Below are 23,389 nucleotides of genomic sequence, written 5' to 3'. Positions count from 1 at the left end.
AAGGCGAAATAATTTCGTACAAATCGCATCCGGTCACGCTTCCCCTGCGTATATCAGGCAACGCGGCGCAAGGTGGGCTAGGCTCAGACGGCCACCCAGCGGAGACCGCATCATCGACACTGAACTGCTCAGCCAGCTGCTGGCCGATTGCGCCAAGGGCAACCGCCGCGCCTTCGAGACCCTGTACCGCACCAGCAGCGCCCGCCTCCACGGCGTGGCGCTGCGCTGCGTGGGCCGCCGCGAACTGGCCGAGGAAGTGGTGCAGGAGAGCTTCGTGCGTATCTGGAACAACGCTTCGCGCTACGACGCCCGGCTGGCGGCGCCCATGACCTGGATGGTGAACATCACCCGCCACCTGGCCATCGACCTGCTGCGCCGGCGCCATGAAGTGCCCCTGGACGAACAACAGCTGGAGGCGCTGAGCGATGACGCGCCCTCTGCCCACGAACAATTGAACCAGGCCCGTGAAGCCGCGGCGCTGAACCGTTGCCTGGAAGACCTGGAGGGCATGCAGCGGCAGTCCATCCTCACCGCATATTTCCATGGCCTGTCCAACGCCGACCTGGCGCTGCAGCTGTCGGCGCCCCTGGGCTCGGTGAAGTCGTGGATACGGCGCGGCATGGAACGCCTGCGCAGGTGCCTTGAAGCATGAACTACCAGCACCCTGCCCTGCGCCGCGCGCTGGCGGCCGACTACGCGATCGGCCTGATGGCGCCTGCCGCGCGGCGGCGCTTCGAACGCCTGCTGGCGGATGACCGCGACTTGCAGGCGGAATTGGCCGGCTGGCAGGAAACCCTGGTGACCTTGACCGCCCCGGTGGCCGAGGAACCGGTGCCGGCGCGGGTGTGGGAGCGCATCGTGGCGCGCATCGAGCCGCAGCAGCTGCATGTGCCGCCGCCGTTGCGGGTGCGCGGTTGGTTGCGGGCGGTGGCCCTGGCGGCTGCCGTGGTGCTGGCCATCGGCATCGGCATGCTCTACACCGGCGATGAAGCGCACTACAGTGCGACGCTGGTGAGCGTCGAGAACCGGCCAGCTGTGAAAATCCAGGCCTACGCGCAATACCTGCAGGTGGAGCCGGTGGAACTGCCCAGCGCGCCAGCGAACCGCAGCATGGAGCTGTGGGCCATTCCCGCCAACGGCAAGCCGGTGTCGCTGGGGCTGATGCCGGTGGGTGGCAAGGGCCGGATCATGCTCGATGAAAGCCAGCGCAAGCTGCTGGGCGAGCCGATCGCGCTGGCCATCAGCCTGGAACCGGAGGGTGGCTCACCGACCGGGCAGCCGACGGGCCCGGTGCTCTACCACGGTCAGGTGGTTACCCTTTAAACGTCTGTGGGAGCTGGCTTGCCAGCGAGCTTTTTAAAAGCTCGCTGGCAAGCCAGCTCCCACAGGTTTATATCAAGTGCAGTCAGGCAGCGCTGAAGAGTTTGTGCGGGTCGATGACGAATTTCTTCGGCACGCCGGCATCGAACTCGCCGTAGCCTTCGGGCGCCTGGTCCAGGGTGATGACCTGCACGCCCACCACTTCGGCGATGTTGATGCGGTCCCACATGATCGCCTGCATCAGCTGGCGGTTGTACTTCATCACCGGGGTCTGGCCGGTGTGGAAGCTGTGGGACTTGGCCCAGCCCAGGCCGAAGCGAATGCTCAGGCTGCCCATCTTAGCGGCTGCGTCCACGGCGCCCGGGTCTTCAGTCACGTACAGGCCGGGGATGCCGATCTTGCCAGCCACGCGCACCACGCCCATCAACGAGTTCAGCACGGTAGCCGGCGCCTCGTGCTGGGCGCCGGCATGGCCGTGGCCGCGAGCTTCGAAGCCTACCGCATCCACCGCGCAGTCCACTTCCGGTTCGCCCAGCAGGTCGGCGATCTGTTCGTGCAGCGGGGTGTCCTTGGACAGGTCGGCGATCTCGAAGCCCTGGGCCTTGGCGTGGGCCAGGCGCACCGGATTGACGTCGCCGACGATGACCACCGCGGCGCCCAGCAGGCGTGCCGAAGCCGCAGCCGCCAGGCCGACTGGACCGGCACCGGCGACGTAGACGGTGCTGCCCGGGCCAACGCCGGCAGTGACGGCGCCGTGGTAGCCGGTCGGCAGGATGTCGGACAGGCAGGTCAGGTCACGGATCTTCTCCATGGCCCGGTCGCGGTCGCCCAGTTTCAGCAGGTTGAAGTCGGCGTAGGGCACCAGCACGTATTCGGCCTGGCCGCCCACCCAGTCGCCCATGTCGACGTAGCCGTAGGCGCCACCGGCGCGGGCCGGGTTCACGGTCAGGCAGACGCCGGTGTGTTGTTCCTTGCACGAGCGGCAGCGGCCGCAGGCCACGTTGAACGGCACCGAGACCAGGTCGCCGACCTTGAGGTTCTCGACGTCCTTGCCCACTTCCAGTACTTCGCCGGTGATTTCGTGGCCCAGTACCAGGCCGACCTGGGCAGTGGTGCGGCCGCGCACCATGTGCTGGTCGGAGCCGCAGATATTAGTGGAGACAACCCGCAGGATAACGCCATGTTCAATGCGTTTGCCCCGTGGATCCTGCATTTTCGGGAAGGGAATTGTTTGCACCTCGACCTTGCCGCCACCGAGATACACCACACCGCGATTACCAGACATGCTTTCACCTCATTGTTGTATTTATTGGATCGGTTGCCGTAGCAGCTGCCGAAGGCTGCGTCATGGCCGGACGCAGCCTTCGGCAGCTGCTACGGGGTTATTGCTCCTTTACAAGACGACTGTGCGGTTGGCGTTGAGGAACACCCGCCGCTCGATGTGATAGCCCACTGCCCGTGCCAGGGTCAGGCACTCGATGTCGCGGCCCTTGGCAATCAGGTCCTCGGCATAGTGGCTGTGGTCCACGACTTCGACGCCCTGGGCGATGATCGGCCCTTCGTCGAGGTCATTGTTGATGTAGTGTGCCGTGGCGCCGACCAGCTTCACGCCCTTGTTGTAGGCCTGGTGGTACGGCTTGGCGCCCTTGAAACCGGGCAGCAGCGAATGGTGGATGTTGATGGCCCAGCCATCCAGGCGGCGGCACAGTTCGGGCGACAGCACCTGCATGTAGCGGGCGAGAATCACCAGTTCCGCGCCCTTCTGTTCGATGACCTTGAGCACCTTTCGCTCCTGCGCGGGCTTGTCGTTCGGGTCCAGGGGGAAATGGTAGTAGGGAATTTCGTGCCAGCGCGCCAAAGGTTCCAGATCCGGATGGTTGGACACCACCGCCACCACGTCCATGGGCAGCTGGCCAATGCGCTGGCGGTACAGCAGGTCGTTCAGGCAGTGGTCGGCCTTGGAGACCATGATCACCACTTTGGGCCGGTACTGCGGCGGGGTCAGTTCGAAGACCATGCCGAAGGAGGCACCGCGCTCGGCCAGGCCGGCGCGGAAGCCCTGCTCGTCGAAGCCGTCGGGCTGGCGGAATTCGACGCGGATGAAGAAGCGTGCCGACAGGCGATCGTCGAACGAATGGTGTTCGGTGACGTAGCAGCCCTGTTCGAACAGGTAGCGGGTCACCGCGTCCACCGTGCCGAGCACGCTGGGGCAGTCGGCGGTGAGAATCCAGGTATCGGGGGCGCGGCTCATGGTAGGGCTCCAAATCGGGGGGACTGCGGACGCGGCCTGCGGCCGCTGATACGGGGTGTAGCAGCGGCCGCAGGCCGCGTCAGGCCTCAGCCAACAATCTCAAGGCCATACTCGGCCGACGCATCCTGCAGCCAAAGCCACCAGTAGTCCGAGAAGCTGCGGCGCACCACCAGCTCCCAGACGTCTTCGCTGGGGCGGCGGATTACCAGCTGCGACTTGGCGAACACCGTGCCCACGGCCTTGCCCACCGGAAAGTTGTCGGGGTGCACGTCATAGCTGGTGGACTTCATCAGCACTTCACGCACCTTGGGGCCGCTGAGCTCCAGCAGGCTCTGGCCGCCGCTGACGTTGACCACGGCGATGTGCTGGCCATCCAGCGCTTCACGCAGGCGGTTCTCGGTGGCCACTTCTTCGCCAGCCGGCACCACCAGCAGCCATTCATCCGGGCCCAGCCATTGCAGCGAAGTGTCGCCGCTGGCAACCATGGCCAGGGCACCTGGCAGCTCCAGGCCCAGGGCCTTGAACACGCCACCGGCGAAAGCCTGGTCGTGGCCGTTGCCACGCAGGGTCAGGTGGCCCAGCAGTTTCTTGTCGCGCAGCTTCACGCCGGCGTTCTTGCGGCCCTTGCCCACCAGCTTGTCGAGGCCGGCGTGATGCAGCGGCGACTCGACCTTGGCACCCGAGGCAGGGCGTTGTTCGTATACGTTGACTGTGGTCATGGGGACACCTGTCAAAAATCAGTGGCAATCTGCGGCCGCCATCGGCGGCCGCAGCCTTGATCAAACGTTCTGCTGCTCGCCTTTAGGGTCGAAGAACACCGAGCTGCAGATTTCAGCTTCCACGAAGCTGCCGTCCACCAGCGGGGCGTAGACCTTTTCGCCCATGCGCTTGAGGCCGCCCTTGACCACCGCCAGGGCAAACGAATGGCCCATGGTGGAGCTCATGTAGCTGGAGGTCACGTGACCGACCATGCTCATGGGGATGGCCTGCTTGGTGTCGAACACCAGCTGGGCGCCTTCGGGCAGCACCTTGTTCGGGTCCACGGGGCGCAGGCCCACCAGCTGCTTGCGTTGGTCGCGCACGCAGTCTTCGCGGTTCATGCCACGCCAGCCGATCCACGAGAACGGCTTGGTGCGGCCTACGCACCAGCCCATGTTCAGGTCGTCCGGGGTCATGGAGCCGTCGGTGTCCTGGCCAACGATGATGAAGCCCTTCTCGGCGCGCAGCACGTGCATGGTCTCGGTGCCGTACGGGGTCAGGTTGTACTGCTTGCCGGCCTCGACGATCTGTTCCAGCACGCCCATGGCGTAGTCGGCCTGGATGTTGACTTCGTACGACAGCTCGCCGGTGAACGAGATACGGAACACCCGCGCCGGCACGCCGCCGACCTTGCCTTCCTTCCAGGTCATGAACGGGAAGGCGTCCTTGTCCAGGTCGATGTCGGTGACGTGGCTCAGCAGCTTGCGGCTGTTGGGCCCCGACAGGGTCAGGGTGGCCCAGTGGTCGGTGACCGAGGTGAAGTACACCTTCAGGTCCGGCCATTCGGTCTGCTGGTAGATCTCCAGCCACTGCAGCACGCGGGCGGCGCCGCCGGTGGTGGTGGTCATCAGGAAGTGGTTGTCGGCGAGGCAGGCGGTAACCCCGTCGTCGAACACCATGCCGTCTTCCTTGCACATCAGGCCGTAGCGGGCCTTGCCCACGTCCAGTTTGGTCCAGGCGTTGGTGTAGATGCGGTTGAGGAACTCGCGGGCGTCCGGGCCCTGGATGTCGATCTTGCCCAGGGTGGAGGCGTCCAGCAGGCCCACGCTGTCACGCACGGCCTTGCATTCGCGGGCCACGGCGGAGTGCATGTTTTCGCCGCGTTGCGGGAAGTACCACGGGCGCTTCCACTGGCCGACGTCTTCGAATTCCGCGCCATTCTTCACGTGCCAGGCATGCAGGGCAGTGAAGCGCACCGGTTCGAACAGGTGGCCGCAGTGACGCCCGGCAATGGCACCGAAGGTGATCGGCGTGTAGTTGGGGCGGAACATGGTGGTGCCCATCTCGGTGATCGAGATGCCACGGCTGCGGGCCGCAATGGCCAGGCCGTTGATGTTGCCCAGCTTGCCCTGGTCGGTGCCGAAGCCCAGCGCGGTGTAGCGCTTCACGTGTTCCACCGACTCGAAGCCTTCGCGGGTCGCCAGTTCGATGGCGGCGGCGGTGACGTCGTTCTGCTGGTCGACGAATTGCTTCGGCGCCCGGGCAGTCGGCTTGTCGTGGGGCACCTGGAACAGCGCCACGGTCGGTTCTTCCTGACGGTTCAAGGCCTTCGGCACGGTGCCTTCGACAATCTTGAAGCCGGCCTCGGCAGCAGCGCGTGCGCCGCCTTCGAAACCGTCCGACAGCGCGTCGGCCAGGTTGAACACGCCATTGATGCCGCCCACGCACACGCGTTTCTGCGGAGCATCGCCGGGCACGAAGGCGAGGATATCTTCACGCCACACCGGCTTGCCGCCCAGGTGCGAGGCCAGGTGCACCACCGGGCTGTAGCCGCCGGAGCTGCCGATCAGGTCGCACTCCAGCCATTCGCCGGGGCTGGTGACTTTGTGGCCTTTGACGTCGATGGCGGCAACGCGGGCAGCGGTCACGTGCTTGCTGCCGCGCGACTCGATCACGGCGCTGGAGGTGAGGATGCGAATGCCCTTGGCACGCGCTTCTTCCACCAGGGCGCCACGCGGGTTGTGGCGGGCATCAGCCACGGCCACCACTTGCAGGCCGGCGTCGAACCAGTCCAGGGCCACGCGGTAGGCGTAGTCGTTGTTGGTGGACAGCACCAGCTTCTTGCCCGGTGCCACGCCGTAGCGGCGCACGTAGGTCGAGATGGCGCCGGCCAGCATGTTGCCCGGCACGTCGTTGTTGCCGTACACCAGCGGACGCTCATGGGCGCCGGCGGCCAGCACCACGCGCTTGGCGCGCACACGGTGGATGCGCTGGCGCACCTGGCCGATCGGCGCGCGGTCGCCCAGGTGGTCGGTGAGGCGTTCGTGAATGGTCAGGAAGTTGTGGTCGTGGTAGCCGTTGACGGTGGCACGCGGCAGCAGGGTGACGTTGGCCAGGCCCTTGAGCTCATTGACCACCTGCACCACCCACTCGGCGGCGGGCTTGCCGTCCAGGCTTTCGCGGGTGTCGAGCAGGCTGCCGCCGAACTCTTCCTGTTCATCGGCGAGGATAACGCGGGCACCGCTGCGCGCGGCTGCCAGGGCAGCGGCCAGGCCAGCAGGGCCGGCGCCGACGATCAGCACGTCGCAGTGCTGGTTGAAGTTGTCGTAGGTGTCCGGGTCGTTCTCGGTCGGCGAGCGGCCCAGGCCGGCGGCCTTGCGGATGTACTTCTCGTAGGTCATCCAGAAGGACTGCGGGTACATGAAGGTCTTGTAGTAGAAGCCCGGCGGCATCAGCTTGCCGCCGACCTTGCCGAGGATGCCCATCATGTCGTTGTTGACGTTCGGCCAGCCGTTGGTGCTGGTGGCCACCAGGCCCTGGTACAGCGCCTGCTGGGTGGCACGCACGTTGGGGATCTGGGTGGCTTCGGTGGCGCCGATCTGCAGGATGGCGTTCGGCTCTTCGGTACCGGCGGCGATGATGCCGCGAGGGCGCGAGTACTTGAAGCTGCGGCCGACGATGTCGACGCCGTTGGCCAGCAAGGCAGCGGCCAGGGTGTCGCCTTCATAGCCGGTGTAGCTCTGGCCGTTGAAGGTGAAGGTAATTTTCTTGCTGCGATCGATGCGACCGCCGCTGGACAGGCGATTGACCTGGCTCATGCTTTATCTCCCGCGGCCGTGAACTGGGGCTTGGTGCCGATCGGATAGGTTTCGAGAATCTCGTACGTCACCGTGTCGCGGGTGGCGTTGAAGTACTGGCGGCAGCCGGCCGCGTGAATCCACAGTTCGTGGTGCAGGCCACGGGGGTTGTCGCGGAAGAACATGTAGTCCCCCCACTGTTCGTCGGTGCAGGCGCCGGGGTCCAGCGGGCGCGGGATGTGGGCCTGGCCGGAGCTGTGGAACTCTTCTTCGGAGCGCAGTTCGCCGCAATGAGGACAGAAGATATGCAACATGAAGGACTTCTCCTGTAATTAGTGGGCGACCGCGGCAGCGCCGTGTTCGTCGATCAGCGCGCCGTTGTGGAAACGCTCGATGGAAAATGGCTTGGCCAGCGGGTGCATCTCGCCCTTGGCCAGGCTGGCGGCAAAGACGTTGCCCGAGCCGGGGGTGGCCTTGAAGCCGCCGGTGCCCCAACCGCAGTTGAAGAACATGTTCGGCACCGGGGTCTTGGAGATGATCGGGCAGGCATCCGGGGTGGTGTCGACGATGCCGCCCCACTGGCGGTTCATGCGTACGCGCGAGAGCACCGGGAACATCTCGACGATGGCCTGGATGGTGTGCTCGATCACCGGGTACGAGCCGCGCTGGCCGTAGCCGACCCAGCCGTCGATGCCGGCGCCGATCACCAGGTCGCCCTTGTCGGACTGGCTGATGTAGCCGTGCACGGCGTTGGACATGATCACGCTGTCGATGATGGGCTTGATCGGTTCCGACACCAAGGCCTGCAACGGGTGGGATTCCACTGGCAGGCGGAACCCGGCCAGCTTGGCCATGTGCCCGGAGTTACCGGCGGTCACCACGCCGACGCGCTTGGCGCCGATGAAGCCCTTGTTGGTCTCGACGCCAATGCACACGCCGTTTTCCTTGCGGAAGCCGATCACTTCGGTCTGCTGGATCAGGTCCACGCCCAGGGCGTCGGCGGCCCGGGCGAAGCCCCAGGCCACGGCGTCGTGGCGGGCCACGCCGCCGCGGCGTTGCACGGTGGCGCCGATGATCGGGTAGCGGGTGTTCTTCGAGCAGTCCAGGTACGGAATCTCGTCGGCCACCTGCTTGCCGTTCAGCAGTTCGCCGTCCACGCCGTTGAGGCGGTTGGCGCTGACGCGGCGCTCGGAGTCACGCATGTCCTGCAGGGTGTGGCACAGGTTGTAGACGCCGCGCTGGCTGAACATGACGTTGTAGTTGAGGTCCTGGGACAGGCCTTCCCACAGTTTCATGGCGTGTTCGTACAGGTGGGCCGATTCGTCCCACAGGTAGTTGGAGCGCACGATGGTGGTGTTGCGGGCGGTGTTGCCGCCGCCCAGCCAGCCCTTCTCCACCACCGCGACGTTGGTGATGCCGTGTTCCTTGGCCAGGTAGTAGGCCGTGGCCAGGCCGTGCCCGCCGCCGCCGACGATAACCACGTCGTAGACCTTTTTAGGGGTGGGCGTGCGCCACATGCGCTGCCAGTTCTCGTGGTGGCTGAGGGAGTGTTTGAGAAGGCCGAAGCCCGAATAACGTTGCATAGGGTTCTACTCCAGCTCAGCGGTAAACCGGGAAGTCAGCGCACAGGGCGGCGACGTTCTTGGCCACATCGGCTTCCACGTCGGCGTCGCCCAGGTTGTCGAGGATGTCGCAGATCCAGCCGGCCAGCGCGGTGCACTGGGCCACCTTGAAGCCACGGCTGGTGACGGCCGGGGTGCCGATGCGCAGGCCCGAGGTCACGAACGGCGACTGTGGGTCGTTGGGCACGGCGTTCTTGTTGACGGTGATGTGCGCGCGGCCCAGGGCGGCGTCGGCGTCCTTGCCGGTCAGGCCCTGGCGAATCAGGCTGACCAGGAACAGGTGGTTGTCGGTGCCGCCGGAGACCACGTCGTAGCCGCGGTCGACGAACACGCCGGCCATGGCCTGGGCGTTGTCGATCACTTGTTGCTGGTAGGCCTTGAAGCCAGGCTCCAGTGCTTCCTTGAAGCACACGGCCTTTGCGGCGATGACGTGCATCAGCGGGCCACCCTGGCCGCCGGGGAATACCGCGGCGTTGAGCTTCTTCTCCAGGGCTTCGTTGGCACGCGCCAGGATCAGGCCGCCACGCGGGCCGCGCAGGGTCTTGTGGGTGGTGGTGGTGACCACGTCGGCGAACGGAATCGGGTTGGGGTACAGGCCGGCGGCGACCAGGCCAGCCACGTGGGCCATGTCGACGAACAGGTAGGCACCGACCTTGTCGGCGATCGCGCGGAAGCGCGGGAAGTCCAGGGTCTTGGAGTAGGCCGAGAAGCCGGCGATGATCATTTTCGGCTGGTGTTCGACGGCCAGGCGTTCCACTTCGTCGTAGTCGATCAGGCCGGTGTCGGTGTCGATGCCGTACTGCACGGCGTTGTACAGCTTGCCGCTGAAGCTGACCTTGGCGCCATGGGTCAGGTGGCCGCCGTGGGCCAGGCTCATGCCCAGCACGGTGTCGCCGGCCGCCAGCAGCGCCAGGTACACCGCGGCGTTGGCCTGGCTGCCCGAGTGCGGCTGGACGTTGGCGTAGTCGGCGCCGAACAGCTGCTTGGCGCGGTCGATGGCCAGCTGCTCGACCTTGTCCACGTGCTCGCAGCCACCGTAGTAGCGCTTGCCCGGGTAGCCTTCGGCGTACTTGTTGGTCAAACCGCTGCCCTGGGCCTGCATCACGCGCTTGCTGGTGTAGTTTTCCGAGGCGATCAGCTCGATGTGATCTTCCTGACGCTGTTCCTCGGCATTCATTGCCGCCAGCAGTGCATCGTCATAACCCTGGATCTGGTCTTGCTTGCTGAACATCGCGATCTCCCAGCGGCGGCGCGGCGCCTGTCGTATTGGTCGGGAGCGGCCTTCTGGCAGCCCCCTTTGAGTGCGATGGTAGGGCTGGCGCCTATAGGCCAGATGCCTGCGCGCGCCACACAAAGGTGCGTTAACGACATACAGCTCATGTAGCCGCTGCCGAAGGCTGCGCTGGACGGTGTGAACCCTGAAAATCTCCAGCGGGGCGCAGGGCCAGCGCAGCCTGGCGGCAGCGGCTACGGTGGTTGGCGCGTTGTAACAAGTGCCCCATAGGCGCCGCGTGGACGGTGGTTTACAGTGACCGGCTAGACGATCACAAGGAACCGGCCATGAACGAGCAAAGCCAGCAGTTTGCCAGTGACAACTATTCGGGGATCTGCCCCGAAGCCTGGGCGGCCATGGAACAGGCCAACCACGGCCACGAGCGTGCCTACGGCGACGACCAGTGGACCGCCCGCGCCGCCGACCACTTCCGCCGCCTGTTCGAGACCGACTGCGAGGTGTTCTTCGCCTTCAACGGCACCGCCGCCAACTCCCTGGCGCTGTCGTCGCTATGCCAGAGCTACCACAGCGTCATCTGCTCGGAGACCGCCCACGTCGAGACCGACGAATGCGGCGCGCCGGAGTTTTTCTCCAACGGCTCCAAGCTTTTGACCGCCCGCAGCGAGAACGGCAAGCTGACCCCCGACGCCATCCGCGAAGTGGCGCTCAAGCGCCAGGACATTCACTACCCCAAGCCACGGGTGGTCACCCTCACCCAGGCCACCGAAGTGGGCAGCGTGTACCGCCCCGACGAGCTGAAAGCCATCAGCGCCACCTGCAAGGAACTGGGCCTGAACCTGCACATGGACGGCGCCCGCTTCGCCAACGCCTGCGCCACCCTGGGCTGTTCGCCAGCGGAGTTGACCTGGAAATCGGGCGTGGACGTGCTGTGCTTCGGTGGCACCAAGAACGGCATGGCGGTGGGCGAGGCCATCCTGTTCTTCAAGCATGAATTGGCGGTGGATTTCGATTATCGCTGCAAACAGGCCGGCCAGCTGGCGTCGAAGATGCGCTTCCTGTCGGCGCCCTGGGTGGGCCTGCTGGAAAACGACGCCTGGCTCAAGCACGCCCGCCACGCCAACCATTGCGCGCAGCTGCTGAGCCAGCTGGTGGCGGACATTCCCGGGGTGGAACTGATGTTCCCGGTGGAAGCCAACGGGGTGTTCCTGCAAATGTCCGAGCCAGCCCTTGAGGCGTTGCGTGGCAAGGGCTGGCGCTTCTACACCTTCATCGGCAGCGGCGGCGCGCGGTTCATGTGTTCGTGGGACACCGAAGAGGCGCGGGTGCGGCAGCTGGCAGCGGATATTCGCCAAGTGATGAGCTGATCCTCACAGCTTGAACCCACCCATCTGCCGCGCCAGGTCGTCGGCCAGGCGGCTCAGGGCCTGGCACTCTTCACGGCCGCTGCGCACCTCGCCGGCCGTGGCCCGTGCCAGGTCGGAGATGCCCTGGACGTTGCGGTTGATCTCCTCGGTCACCGCCGTCTGCTCCTCGGTGGCGGTGGCCACCTGGTGGTTCATGTCGCTGATGCGCTCCACCTGCCCGGTGATGGCGGTCAGCGACTCGCCGGTGCGCTGACTCGACGCCACGCCGGTCCCCGTGGCCGCCTGGCCGCTGTGCATGGACGCCACCGCGTGCTCGGCACCCTGTTTCAGGCGACCGATCATCTTCTGGATTTCGTCGGTGGAGGCCTGGGTGCGCTGCGCCAAGGTGCGCACCTCGTCCGCCACCACGGCGAAACCACGGCCCATCTCCCCTGCCCGCGCGGCTTCGATGGCTGCGTTCAGCGCCAGCAGGTTGGTCTGTTCGGAGATACCGCGGATGACCGCCAGCACTTGATCGATGGAGCCCACCTGCTCGGCCAGCTCGCTGACCGCCCCGGCGGCGCTGCCGATTTCCACCGACATGCCCTCGATGTGGGCAATCGAGCGGCCGACGATATCCCTTGCCTGCAAGGCTTCATCGCGAGCGGTCTGCGAGGCCTCGGCGGCGCTGCCGGCGTTGCGGGCGATCTCCTGCACGGTGAGGCCCATCTCGTGCACGGCGGTGGCTACCATGTCGGTCATTTCCTGCTGGCGGCCGGCACGATCGGCGGTGTTGTCCACCACTTTCGCCACCTGGCCGACGCTGCCACGCAGCCGTTCGCTGGTGGCCAGCACCTCGGCGATCAGGTCACGCTGGCTGCCCAGGAAGCGGTTGAAGCCGCGCGCCAGGTCGCCCAGTTCGTCGGCACGCGAATCGTCCAGGCGGTGGGTCAGGTCGCCGCCGCCACTGCCGATGGCCACCAGCGCGGCGGTCACCTGGCGAATCGGCCGCACCAGCCCGCGCGCCAGCAGCACCACCAACAGCAGGCACACCAGCGCCACCGCCAGGCCGATCAGGCTGGTCAGCCACAGGGCCTGGCGCGCCTGGGCATAAATCTGCGCTTCCGGCACTTCGGCCACCAGGCTCCAGTTCAGGTCACGCAAAGGCAAGGCCAGGGCCAGGTAGGCTTCGCCGTCACGCTGGAAGCGCCCGGTGGTCAGGCCGCTGTGGCCGAGCACGGCGTTGGCCGCGTCGGGGCCGATCTGTTCGGCCAGTTGGCGCTTGCCGCTGAGGTCGGCCTGGGGGTGCACCTGGATCAGGCCGTCGTTGCGCACCAGGAACACCTTGCCGCGCTCGCCGAAGCTGTAGTTGTGGATCAGCCCGGACAACTCGCCCAGGCTCAGGCCCAGGCCGGCGATGCCCAGGGTCTTGCCGGCCTGCTGCACGCGCAGGTCGATGAACAGCGTCGGTGCGCCGGTGGCGGTGTCATTATCGATATTGAGGGTGCGCGGCTTGCCGCTGTCGAGAAACTGGTAGAACCAGCTGTCCTGGGGATTGTTGCGGCTGAGGGTACGGTCCAGGCCCTTCTCGGTGTAGTAGTGGTTGCTGCTGGCGCTGGCGATCAGCGCGGTGAACGCCTGCTGCTGGCCACGCACGCCGTCGAGGTACTGGGTAAATGATGGCAATTGGGCACTATTTTCGCCCTCCGCCAGCCATTGCTGCACCAGGGTGTTGCTGGCGATGTCGTCGGCCGCGGTCAGTGGCTTGGCCAGGATGCGCTCGATGTCGTTGCGCATGGCCTCGATGCTGGCCGGCAAGGCTGTTTCCAATAGATACGTCTGGGCCAGGCGGTTGACCACCGCGGTGTAGATGCCCACCACGATGAGGATGCTGACCAGCAGGGCGCTGCCCATGCTGAGGATCAATTGCCATTGAATACTGCGGCGCCACAACTGCATGGGTGTAACCCTCTGAATGTCTACATCGGCAAGACTGCAACAGCCGTGCCGATTGTATACATTACCCAGACGAACGGTTACACAATAGTGCAAAGGCCCCGCCGCCGCTGGCGGGGCGCTTACCTTCAGCCGTGGCTGATGGTGTTCTTGATCACATCAACCGTGGCGTTGACTTGCTCTTGATAACGGTTGAGCGCCTCGCTGTGCTGCTGCTGCATTTCCAGCTGCTTGGAGCACAGGTTCAGCGCCGCCAGCACCAGCAACTTGTCGCCGATGAGGGAGGGGTACTTGCGTTTGGTCTCGGCCAACGACGCATTGAGCAGGCGAGTGGCGTCGAGCAGTTTCTGCTCTTCACCCGGCGGCGCCTTGAGCGAGTAGTCATTGCCCAGGATCGACACGACCTTGATCGACTCCTGGCCGGTACTCATGCGCTCACGGCACCAGCGCTAGCGCGCTGAACCAAGGCCTGGATACGCGAGACAGTGGAGGTCTGCTTCTCTTCCTGCTCCATCAGGGTCAGTTGCAGGGACTCGTTCTCTTCCTTGGCCTGGGCCAGTTGAGCGGTGATTTGAGCGTTGTTTTCGGTGAGGACGCGGTTCTGTTCAACCAGTTCGCTGACCAGTTGTTCCAGTTGGCTCAGAGTTGTTTCCAGCATGATGATTTCTCGGCAGGTTCAAAGGGCGGTAACGATAAAGAAAAGTCGCCGCGCAGGCCAGGGTTTATAAGGCTTGGGACCATGAAATACGCGGTTGCGACCTTCCCTGGCCAAGCTCCGGGCCAAACCCGAAACAGACCCTGATGGACCGGCATATGCCCATTCGGTTCCGGCCCGGGCCCATCCCTGCGACAAATGGCCCCTAAAGACTGGCGCCCAGCGTCCGATAGTCATGGCAAATCTGTTTGTGTCGCAAGGACCGCGCGCCCTCATCTGGAACCCGCCATGTCCCTACGCAACATGAATATCGCGCCCCGCGCGCTGTCCGGCTTCGCCTTCATCGGCGCGCTGATGATCATCCTCGGCGTCTTCGCCCTCGTGCAGATGGGTAACATCCGCAAGGCCGGCGAAGAGATCGAGGGCAACACCCTGCCCAGCATCGCCAACCTCGACCAGATCACCCAGATGACCCTGCGCATGCGGGTGCTGGCCTACCGCCTGCTGTCCAACCGCGACGCCCAGACCCAGGCCGACACCCTCAAGCTGCTGGACTCGCGCAACCAACTGATCGCCAAGGCCCAGGCCGCCTACGAACCGCTGATCGCCGGCCCTGAAGAGCGTGCGGCCTACGGGCAGCTGAAAAACGCGCTGGACGAATACCACGAGCTGGAAATGCGCATGCGCGCGGCCAACAGCGCCAACGACCTGGACACCCTGCGCAAGGTGGTCAACGGTGACCTGCAGGACAACTCGGCCCGGGTCAACACCGCCCTGGACAACCTGGTGACCATCAACACCCAGCAGACCGCCGACATGAACAACGCCGCGGCCGCCCAGTACTCCTCGGCCTTCACCCTGGTGGTGACGCTGCTGATCATCGCCGCGGTGCTGACCTTCCTGTTCGCCTGGCTGCTGACCCGCAGCATCGTCGGGCCGATCGACCAGGCCCTGGCCGCCGCCGAGCAGATCGCCGAAGGCAACCTGACCCGCCCGATCCACGTGGAAGGCCGCGACGAAGCCGCCCGCCTGCTGATCGCCATGGAGAAGATGCAGGAAAAACTGCGCGACACCCTGCAGCGCATCTCCGGCTCGGCCACCCAACTGGCCTCCGCTGCTGAAGAGCTGAACAGCGTCACCGACGAAAGCGCCCGTGGCCTGACCCAGCAGAATCACGAAATCGAGCAGGCCGCCACCGCCGTCAACGAGATGACCAGCGCCGTGGAAGAAGTGGCGCGCAACGCCGTCAGCACCTCGGAAGCCTCCAAGGACGCCACCAGCTCGGCCAGCGACGGCCGCGACCTGGTGCAGGAAACCGTGGGCGCCATCGAGCGCATGAGCGCCGACGTGCAGAGCACCGCCGACCTGATCGGCAACCTGGCAAACGAGTCCCGCGACATCGGCAAGGTGCTGGACGTGATTCGTGGCCTGGCCGACCAGACCAACCTGCTGGCCCTGAACGCCGCCATCGAAGCCGCCCGCGCCGGTGAAGCCGGCCGTGGTTTCGCTGTGGTGGCCGACGAAGTGCGCGCCCTGGCGCACCGCACCCAGCAGTCCACCGCCGAGATCGAACGCATGATCGGCAGCATTCAGGGCGGCACCGAGCAGGCGGTGAATTCGATGCGCAACAGCACCGAGCGCGCCGAGTCGACCCTGAACATCGCCAAGGGCGCCGGCATGGCCCTGGACACCATCAACGGTGCCATCGTGCAGATCAACGAGCGCAACCTGGTGATCGCCAGCGCGGCGGAAGAGCAGGCCCAGGTGGCCCGCGAAGTGGACCGCAACCTGGTGAACATCCGCGACCTGTCGGTGCAATCGGCCGCCGGCGCCACCCAGACCACCGCGGCCAGCGCCGAGCTGTCGCGCCTGGCGGTGGACCTGAACAACATGGTGGCGCGTTTCAGCCTGTAACAGAAACACCGTAGCCGCTGCCGTCAGGCTGCGCTGGCCCTCTGCCTCACTGAAGATCTCCAGTGTTCATCAGGGCCAGCGCAGCCTGGCGGCAGCGGCTACAGCTTTGGATCAGTACTCGATCCGCACATCTCCCTTCGGCACGCTGCAGCACGACAGGATGTAGCCATCGGCAACGTCTTCGTCGGTGATGCCGCCGTTGTGCTCCATCTCCACCTCCCCGCCCAGCTTCATCACCTTGCAGGTGCCGCAGATGCCCATGCCGCAGGCCTTGGGAATCATCAGGCCGAGCTTGGCTGCGGCCGCGTGCACGGTTTCCCCCGGGGCCACGCGGATGCTCTTGCCGGCGGCGGTGAACTCCACCTGGTGCAGTTCGCTGGCATCGGGCTCCGGTGCCTCGGCCGCCTGTTCGGCATTCTCCACCGCGTCGGCGCGGGCTTCGGGCGGCGTGGCGCCGAACGACTCCTCGTGGTAGCGCGACATGTCGTAGCCGGCCGCCTCCAGCAGGCGCTTGACCGCGTTCATGTACGGCGTGGGGCCGCAGCAGTAGATCTCGCGTTCCATGAAGTCGGCGGCAATCAGCTCCAGCAGCTTGTGGTTCAGGTAGCCGCGGTAGCCCGCCCACGGCTCGCCCAGCCCGTGCTTCTCGCAAATGATGTGTAGGCTGAAGTTGTCGATGCGCGACGCCATGTGTTCCAGCTCGCGGTGGTAAATGATGTCCTTGGGCGAGCGGGCGCTGTGCACGAAGACCATGTCGACGTTGGCGTTGGTGTCATAGAACCAGCGCGCCATGGACATCACCGGGGTAATGCCGACGCCGCCGCTGAGGTACAGCACCTTGGGCGCCGGGAAGTCGATGGCGTTGAACAGCCCCACCGGGCCGTGCACCGCCAGCTCCTGGCCTTCGTGCAGGGTGTCGTGCAACCAGTTCGACACACGCCCGCCGGGCACGCGCTTGATGGTAATGGAGAAGCTGTAGGGTACCGACGGCGAGCTGGAGATGGTGTAGGAACGCATCACCGGCTGGCCTTCGATTTCCAGCTCCAACGTCACGAACTGCCCCGGCTTGAAGAAGAACAGGATCGGCTGGTCGGCCATGAAACAGAAGGTGCGCACGTCCCAGGTTTCCTGGATGACCTTGACGCAACGGACCACATGGCGGCCATTGGCCCATGTCTGGGTGTTTACCGGGCTCAGGAAGCTGTTCGACATGCTCATCTCCACGGCCGACTGCCGGCCTCATGGGGAAGGATTCTGCGTGGGCCGTGTCGCTGTCACTTTCCTATCTGCGACATTCACATGCTTATGGCGACCAGCCCCATGGTGCAAGGGCTGGCGCGTCGGGAATGGATTGGGCCATGTCGCCCATGGATAAGGTTCGCGGCCACGGCGGACGCACACTCCACGGCAAATGAACCGCTGTAAATGAAGCCTTGCGTTGCAAACCGTATCAGCCACTTTTCGCGGCCGCACAGATGGCCATGAGGACACACACGATGGACGTTACCGCTACCCTGAGCCTGGGCGACCCGCTGGAACCCGCACGCAAGGCCACCGCTGAGATGCTCCAGACCCGGGAGCGCACGTTCTCGCTGCCGCAGCCGTTCTATAACGACGAGCGCCTGTTCGACATCGACATGCAGGAGATCTTCCAGAAGGAATGGCTGATCGCCGGCATGACCAGCGAGATTCCGGCCAAGGGCAACTTCATCACCCTGCAGATCGGCAAGAACCCGATCATCGTGGTGCGCGGCGCCGATGGCGTGGTGCATGCCTTCCACAACGTCTGTCGCCACCGCGGCTCGCGCCTGTGCACCAGCGAGAAAGGCAAGGTGGCCAAGCTGGTGTGCCACTACCACCAGTGGACCTACGAGCTGGACGGCCGCCTGCTGTTCGCCGGCACCGAGATGGGCGCCGACTTCGACATGAAGCAGTACGGCCTGAAACCGGTGAACGTGAAGACCGCCGGCGGCTACATCTTCATCAGCCTGGCCCAGAACCCACCGGCCATCGACGAGTTCCTGCGCACGCTCGAGCACTACATGGAACCCTATGACATGGAGAACACCAAGGTGGCGATCACCACCACCCTGGTGGAAAAGGCCAACTGGAAGCTGGTGCTGGAAAACAACCGCGAGTGCTACCACTGCGGCGGCTCCCACCCCGAGCTGTTGAAAACCCTGCTGGAGTGGGACGACGTCACCGACCCGCGCGCCGACCAGGCCTTCAAGGACCACGTGGCGGCCAGCGCCGCCGCCTGGGAAGCCGAGAAGATCCCCTACGCCCACGCCAGCTTCGGCCTGCGCAACCGCATCGTGCGCATGCCGCTGCTCAAAGGCACCGTGTCCATGACCCTGGACGGCAAGGTCGGCTGCAAGAAGCTGATGGGGCGCATCCAGAACCCGGACCTGGGTTCCATGCGCATCCTGCACCTGCCGCACTCCTGGAACCACTGCATGGGCGACCACATCATCGTCTTCACCGTGTGGCCCATCAGCGCCCAGGAAACCGTGGTCACCACCAAGTGGCTGGTACACAAGGACGCCGTGGAAGGCGTGGACTACGACGTGGACCGCATGCGCCAGGTGTGGGACGCCACCAACGACCAGGACCGCCGCCTGGCCGAGGAAAACCAGAAAGGCATCAACTCCACCGCCTACCAGCCCGGCCCGTACTCCAAGACCTACGAGTTTGGCGTGGTGAACTTCATCGACTGGTACAGCGAGCGCATGCTCAGCAACCTTGGGGCCGCGCCAGCGCCCTACCTGAAAGGCGTGGCGGTGCACGAGTAATCTGCGATCGAGGTGGGAGCTGGCTTGCCAGCGAGCCTTTCGGGTCCAACAGCTCGCTGGCAAGCCAGCTCCCACGCCTTGATCAATTAATGACCAACTGTAGGCAACGCCATACTGCACAAGGCCTGCAGCCTTGCACCAACATCTTATCCACAGCCAGGCCCACAGCAAATGTGGGCAACTGCTGCCCGCCTGTGCAAGAAACCCAAGAAAAACCGTGACTTATTCAGAATCACCTTCCCCAGCGCCAATTGATCAAAAATCGATCAAAGCTCCGTAGGCCACGCGTTACAAGGCCTGTAGCCATAGGCGAACACCTTATCCACAGTTACGCCAACAGACTTTGTGCGCAAGTTTGACGCCCTGCCCCAGGCCCTGTGGAAAACCGCTGAAACCCGCGGTTTATTGGGATTCCAGCGCCTGCATCAGCCAAAACCATCATTTTGCTCAAAAAACGACCAAACCTGTGCGAGCCTTGCCACGCAAGGCTCCCAGCGTTACGCGAACAGATTATCCACAGAGGCACCAACAAGGATTGTGGGAAACATTCGCTGGCCACCGGGTTTTACCCACAGCGAAAACTGCTAAAAAACAGCCACTTACCTTGCTCATTTAATGATCAAAGCGCTGCAGCCCTTGATCCGCCTGGATCCTGGCGAAGCACGAACAACTTATCCACACGCCCACGCACACGAAATGTGGGCAACTGGGGCCAACACCCCCTACACCTGTCGGGGTTGCCGCGCACCAGGTCCTTGATCAATCTGTTTGCACCAATAAAAAGGGATAGCCCATGCACTCGGATAGCCTCATCGCCGCCCTCGCCATCGCCCTGCTGCTGGGCATCAGCCTCGCCAGCGCCGAACCCCACACCGACTGGCAGGAGGTGCTCCAGGTAGGGCTGCCGCTGTGCCTGGCAGGGGTGGTGACGGTGGCCTACTGGTTGCGCCGCCAGCAGCCACGGCGTGCCAGGCCGGTGCAGCCACGGGGGTTGTTCATGGTGTGGGTGAATATTCGGTGGGAGGGGTTGGGGCGGCGGGATCAAGGCGCCTGAATCCCGATAGGTCATTACCTCAAGATCGGGTGATTGGGGTCGCGTGCCGATACTTGGATCTTCTGCGATCTTTTATCCCAGCCCCCCTCTCATCCCGGATTTTTCCTCTATTTTTTGGCGCATTGCCCGGCGAGGAAAATTCTCCATTCCTACAAGTAACCGTTTATAAATACTTTAATTTTTCTTCTTCTCCTACAGGCAAGGAAAATATTCCTACACCATCTCAGGAAACATCCTAGAAAAAACCCGTTGATACCGTTTAGAACCTAATGATACCTATAAGTCACTCGCGGAATCCTCTGCGGGTAAAAGAGGGAAATCCCTCATCACTAAAACTGCTAGGAGATACAAACCATGGGTAAAAAACGCTCTGAAATCGTAATCATTCCTTTCGCTCATAACGGCGACTTCTCAACCGGCATGCTAACCAGTGAAATGAAGTTCTTCTCAAACAACTGAGTTTGATTCGGCTTCATGCATGAACGGCTTGGGAGGAAACTCCCAAGCCCTTCCCAAAAAGGAGATACGCCATGTCAGAGCGAGAGTATTGCCCCACCGTTTCCGAGCACCTAATTCGAAAAACAATTGCATCACTAGATTTAACTGCAACCGTACTTTATGCAAATCACTCCGAGAGTGTAGCCACCTGCTTGCTTCATACTCAGGATGGTGAAATTGCCTCCGAAGGCGCAGGTAAGGGCCAGCATTGCTTGATAGGTGCACTCGCAGAAAGCGTTGAGCACTACGTCATGCAACAAGGCTACGCCCACGCGGTGGCCTCTTCAACATCGGAGATACTCAACCAACCCGCGCTTGCCTTGGATGGAATCATAGGCAGCCTTCCGGGGGGGCTCAGAGAACTGGATTGCGCCGTGATGAGTTGCATGCAGACTGGTGAGGAAGTGAAGGTGCCTTTGGCGCTGTTGCAACCCGACGAAAGCGTGGCAGCGAATTTGAGGAAAGACACAGAGCTTAGCTTTTTGACACGGTATTCAACCAATTCGGGGGCTGCTTTCGGCTGTTCGAAAAACGAAGCACTCCTGCATGGCCTGAATGAAGTAATTGAGCGCCACATCCTGTCTAAACTTTTCATGAGCGTGTGCGGTCACCATGACGGTCTTGCGCTGCACACTCTGACAGCCAGCACTCTAGAAGACATTTTTTCGGAATTACCGTCATTCATCCGATTGGCAAAGGAGATGAAAATATTCTATTGCGAATCCATATTCGGCACATTCTTCAGCATTGCAATCCCTAAACGACCTAAAGGTAGGCATCCCATCTGTCCAGTTGGCTCCGGCTGCTCAGTTGATCTAATAACTGCGATTCAACGCTCAACAACTGAACTGGCCCAGGCCCTGGAGCTATTTGACGAAACCGAAAAGGCCATGGACGAAAAAGCGTATGATTTACTCGACCCATGCCCCAGGCTTCGACCGCTGATCAAACTCGACACTTTGCGGAATAAAATAGTTGATAACTCACGCCTACCACCAACAACCACGTTGACGGTAGAGCAGCAGGTCGACGCCCTGACACACAGGTTGAGCCAAGCCGGTTTCCGTCCCCTTTTTAGACGACTAGCACAATTAGCCGATGGCTGCATGGTTACCCAAGTATATATCCCGGGTTTTGAGCGGTTCAATCTTATCAGATCAGGCTCGCCAGTCGTTCCACAGCGACACCTTTGGTCAGTGCGACCCGTGCCACAGGGCGGTGAAACCATATGATGGTCTTTTTGCTGGACTCCATAAGGTCAAGAAAGGCGCTATTTGCAAGCGCTGCCCTAATGGTCCTCCTGATGAAAGCATGCACCATAATCCCTGCCTTTATCTTGGGGAAAATAATCGACAGCCTAAGCGCCAGCTCAACTATGAGCCCGATCGGCATCACGTCATTATTGATCGCCTTCAGCACACTCATATTACTGCAATCGATCATCAACCCATTGCAAACCTATCAACTGGTCAAATTGGTTCAGCATACGATTAAAGACAAGTCCATAGCCTGGACCCGGTCAATCATCGCAAGGGACTTCCAGGAATTCTCATCACTCAAACTCGGCGGAATAACCAGATCGCTGGAACGGGGAATAACCGCACATGAAAAGCTCCTGACTTTTCTTGTCACCGCAATCATCCCACTCACCATAGAAATAATTTTAGTTTCTGCCATCTTACTGTACATTGCTGGCCTTACGGTATTCTTCGCAGTGGTCGTTTCGTCGATTATATACCTGAGCATATGCCACCTGCTCATCAACTGGAGAAGACCCCATCTGGCGGAGTCCAATGTTCAAGAGGACATAGTCTCCACGAGATTGGTCAATACACTCCACGCTGGGAAGCAGATAAAACTGGAGCAGGCTCAGTCTACCGCCACGGTTCCGCTTGACGATTCATTCCACGACTACGCAACAGCAGCTATTCGGGTGGCCGCTTCTGGTGCGACTCTGAGTTCAGCGAGAATTTTGTTCATTGGCCTGTGCACAGCCGGAGTTCTAGCCTGGGGCATTCACGATCAAACTTCCGGTTCAGCGATGCTGACGGTAGGTGAGCTCGTCGCAGTATTCTCGATTACGGGCGGCCTCTTGCTTAGCATTAGCGGGTTGGCTGAAGCCTATCGGACTCTAGATCAGTTCATGGTAGACAAGCAGCGCCTCTCGGCAGTGCTCGCACTGCCTGATATCGGAGATCTGAAACAACAACCAATGACCGAGCCCTTCGCTCGGATCTCGCTGCGCGGTCAAGCTGGGTTGAGCAACGGGCTGGCAGACTTCGATGCAAACGAATCGGTGGCAATAATTGGGGCCAGCGGCGCTGGAAAGACAACCTCGCTCGAGACACTTGCAGGCATTGTTCAAGCGCGACGCGGGGACTTGTTGGTTGAGGACGTGGCTCTGCAGCCCACACACCTTCGAAATTATTTGGCACGCGTCAGATATTGCCCTCAGCATCCGCAATTTCTGGAAGGGTCTTTTGCTCACTCGGTGCTTTTCGGGAGAGATAGTGCATCCACCCTAAGAGAGGCAATCAGCACGATGGGGCTTATTGATATCGTTGACAATCGTGCCATTGCCGAAGGTGCAAAGAACATATCCGGTGGCGAGGCGAAAAGGCTTTCCCTGCTCCGGCTAATCAATCGCCCCGGGGATTTCAACTTATTTGATGAGCCGACCTCTTCATTGGACAAGGAAACAGCCAATCAGGTCTGGGAACTGCTATTTTCTACCTTCCGTGGCAAGGGGTTGATTTGCGTAACTCACGACATAGACGCTTTGGCCCTTTTTGATCGGGTAATTGTCATGAGTGCAGGCGGCGTGCTGGCAGACGGCCCGTGGGCAAAATTAAAGGACGAGCACCTGATTCGCGAAACGCTCAAGCAACTCGCTGCCACGCTGTAGCCACCGCCAGGCAGCAGCTATGTCGGGGCTGCAGTCCACATCAAATTAGTTCGAACACCCACTAGCAGA

At 62.7% G+C, this 23,389-nt stretch carries 19 protein-coding genes and 1 pseudogene; 8 read left to right on the top strand and 12 right to left on the bottom strand.

Annotated elements, in window-relative coordinates:
• Positions 1–109 precede the first annotated feature (109 nt).
• On the top strand, positions 110–652 hold the full coding sequence (locus ACWKWX_RS04115) for a sigma-70 family RNA polymerase sigma factor (protein ID WP_416427482.1): 543 nt from the start codon (positions 110–112) through the stop codon (positions 650–652).
• The gene (locus tag ACWKWX_RS04110) at positions 649–1,323 is read left to right on the top strand and encodes an anti-sigma factor (protein ID WP_476299757.1); all 675 of its coding nucleotides are present in this window, start codon (positions 649–651) and stop codon (positions 1,321–1,323) included. Before ACWKWX_RS04115 ends, ACWKWX_RS04110 begins: the two co-directional genes overlap by 4 nt.
• 82 nt (positions 1,324–1,405) lie before the next feature.
• Here ACWKWX_RS04110 and fdhA read toward each other — a convergent pair whose 3' ends face one another.
• From fdhA to glyA, 7 genes are all read right to left on the bottom strand, one after another.
• A complete protein-coding gene (gene fdhA / locus ACWKWX_RS04105) occupies positions 1,406–2,605 on the bottom strand; it encodes a formaldehyde dehydrogenase, glutathione-independent (RefSeq protein ID WP_027980277.1) in 1,200 nt (399 codons plus the stop codon).
• 108 nt (positions 2,606–2,713) lie between these two features.
• The gene (gene purU / locus ACWKWX_RS04100; RefSeq protein WP_416427239.1) at positions 2,714–3,571 is read right to left on the bottom strand and encodes a formyltetrahydrofolate deformylase; all 858 of its coding nucleotides are present in this window, start codon (positions 3,569–3,571) and stop codon (positions 2,714–2,716) included.
• A gap of 86 nt (positions 3,572–3,657) precedes the next feature.
• Positions 3,658–4,290 (bottom strand): sarcosine oxidase subunit gamma, encoded by a 633-nt coding sequence (locus tag ACWKWX_RS04095; protein ID WP_416427240.1) that lies wholly within the window; start codon positions 4,288–4,290, stop codon positions 3,658–3,660.
• A 60-nt stretch (positions 4,291–4,350) separates the two neighbouring features.
• Complete coding sequence (locus tag ACWKWX_RS04090) at positions 4,351–7,368, bottom strand: sarcosine oxidase subunit alpha (RefSeq protein ID WP_483827076.1); 3,018 nt, start codon at positions 7,366–7,368, stop codon at positions 4,351–4,353.
• Entirely contained in the window at positions 7,365–7,661 is a 297-nt protein-coding gene (locus tag ACWKWX_RS04085) for a sarcosine oxidase subunit delta (RefSeq protein ID WP_027980273.1), read from the bottom strand. The genes ACWKWX_RS04090 and ACWKWX_RS04085 overlap by 4 nt, the downstream gene beginning before the upstream one ends.
• Before the next feature lie 18 nt (positions 7,662–7,679).
• Positions 7,680–8,930: a sarcosine oxidase subunit beta family protein gene (locus ACWKWX_RS04080; RefSeq protein ID WP_416427242.1), complete on the bottom strand. Its 1,251-nt coding sequence runs from the start codon at positions 8,928–8,930 to the stop codon at positions 7,680–7,682.
• Positions 8,931–8,946: 16 nt separating this feature from the next.
• On the bottom strand, positions 8,947–10,200 hold the full coding sequence (glyA, locus tag ACWKWX_RS04075; protein WP_416427243.1) for a serine hydroxymethyltransferase: 1,254 nt from the start codon (positions 10,198–10,200) through the stop codon (positions 8,947–8,949).
• A 329-nt stretch (positions 10,201–10,529) separates the two neighbouring features.
• On the opposite strand from glyA, the gene ACWKWX_RS04070 reads away from it, so the two are divergent.
• Entirely contained in the window at positions 10,530–11,567 is a 1,038-nt protein-coding gene (locus ACWKWX_RS04070; RefSeq protein ID WP_416427244.1) for a threonine aldolase family protein, read from the top strand.
• Positions 11,568–11,570: 3 nt separating this feature from the next.
• Here the strand turns inward: ACWKWX_RS04070 and ACWKWX_RS04065 are convergent, their stop codons facing one another.
• From ACWKWX_RS04065 to ACWKWX_RS04050, 4 genes and pseudogenes are all read right to left on the bottom strand, one after another.
• Positions 11,571–12,299 (bottom strand): methyl-accepting chemotaxis protein, encoded by a 729-nt coding sequence (locus ACWKWX_RS04065; RefSeq protein ID WP_475502981.1) that lies wholly within the window; start codon positions 12,297–12,299, stop codon positions 11,571–11,573.
• 135 nt (positions 12,300–12,434) lie between these two features.
• Positions 12,435–13,343 (bottom strand): annotated as a pseudogene (locus ACWKWX_RS04060) (HAMP domain-containing protein); the annotation flags it as partial.
• Positions 13,344–13,630: 287 nt separating this feature from the next.
• On the bottom strand, positions 13,631–13,933 hold the full coding sequence (locus tag ACWKWX_RS04055; RefSeq protein ID WP_416427245.1) for a cell division protein ZapA: 303 nt from the start codon (positions 13,931–13,933) through the stop codon (positions 13,631–13,633).
• A complete protein-coding gene (locus tag ACWKWX_RS04050) occupies positions 13,930–14,160 on the bottom strand; it encodes a hypothetical protein (RefSeq protein WP_416427246.1) in 231 nt (76 codons plus the stop codon). Before ACWKWX_RS04050 ends, ACWKWX_RS04055 begins: the two co-directional genes overlap by 4 nt.
• A gap of 195 nt (positions 14,161–14,355) precedes the next feature.
• On the opposite strand from ACWKWX_RS04050, the gene ACWKWX_RS04045 reads away from it, so the two are divergent.
• Positions 14,356–16,071 carry a methyl-accepting chemotaxis protein gene (locus ACWKWX_RS04045; RefSeq protein ID WP_483827075.1) on the top strand — a complete coding sequence of 572 codons (1,716 nt, stop codon included), beginning with the start codon at positions 14,356–14,358 and terminating at the stop codon, positions 16,069–16,071.
• Positions 16,072–16,182: 111 nt separating this feature from the next.
• Here the strand turns inward: ACWKWX_RS04045 and gbcB are convergent, their stop codons facing one another.
• Positions 16,183–17,283, bottom strand: coding sequence for a glycine-betaine demethylase subunit GbcB (gene gbcB / locus ACWKWX_RS04040; RefSeq protein WP_416427247.1), 1,101 nt, complete (start codon positions 17,281–17,283; stop codon positions 16,183–16,185).
• A gap of 284 nt (positions 17,284–17,567) precedes the next feature.
• On the opposite strand from gbcB, the gene gbcA reads away from it, so the two are divergent.
• The 4 genes from gbcA to ACWKWX_RS04020 all read left to right on the top strand — a co-directional run bounded on the left by gbcA (position 17,568) and on the right by ACWKWX_RS04020 (position 23,320).
• Entirely contained in the window at positions 17,568–18,863 is a 1,296-nt protein-coding gene (gbcA, locus tag ACWKWX_RS04035) for a glycine-betaine demethylase subunit GbcA (RefSeq protein WP_473004716.1), read from the top strand.
• Positions 18,864–19,656: 793 nt separating this feature from the next.
• Entirely contained in the window at positions 19,657–19,917 is a 261-nt protein-coding gene (locus tag ACWKWX_RS04030; protein WP_483827074.1) for a hypothetical protein, read from the top strand.
• Between the two features lie 530 nt (positions 19,918–20,447).
• Positions 20,448–21,647 (top strand): YcaO-like family protein, encoded by a 1,200-nt coding sequence (locus ACWKWX_RS04025; protein WP_483827073.1) that lies wholly within the window; start codon positions 20,448–20,450, stop codon positions 21,645–21,647.
• Positions 21,644–23,320, top strand: coding sequence for an ATP-binding cassette domain-containing protein (locus tag ACWKWX_RS04020; RefSeq protein WP_483827072.1), 1,677 nt, complete (start codon positions 21,644–21,646; stop codon positions 23,318–23,320). Before ACWKWX_RS04025 ends, ACWKWX_RS04020 begins: the two co-directional genes overlap by 4 nt.
• The last annotated feature ends 69 nt before the right edge of the window (positions 23,321–23,389 follow it).

The sequence above is a fragment of the Pseudomonas imperatae genome (assembly GCF_057128625.1).
Note: the sequence above shows the minus strand (reverse complement) of the source record. Positions and strands in the feature narration are given on the sequence as shown.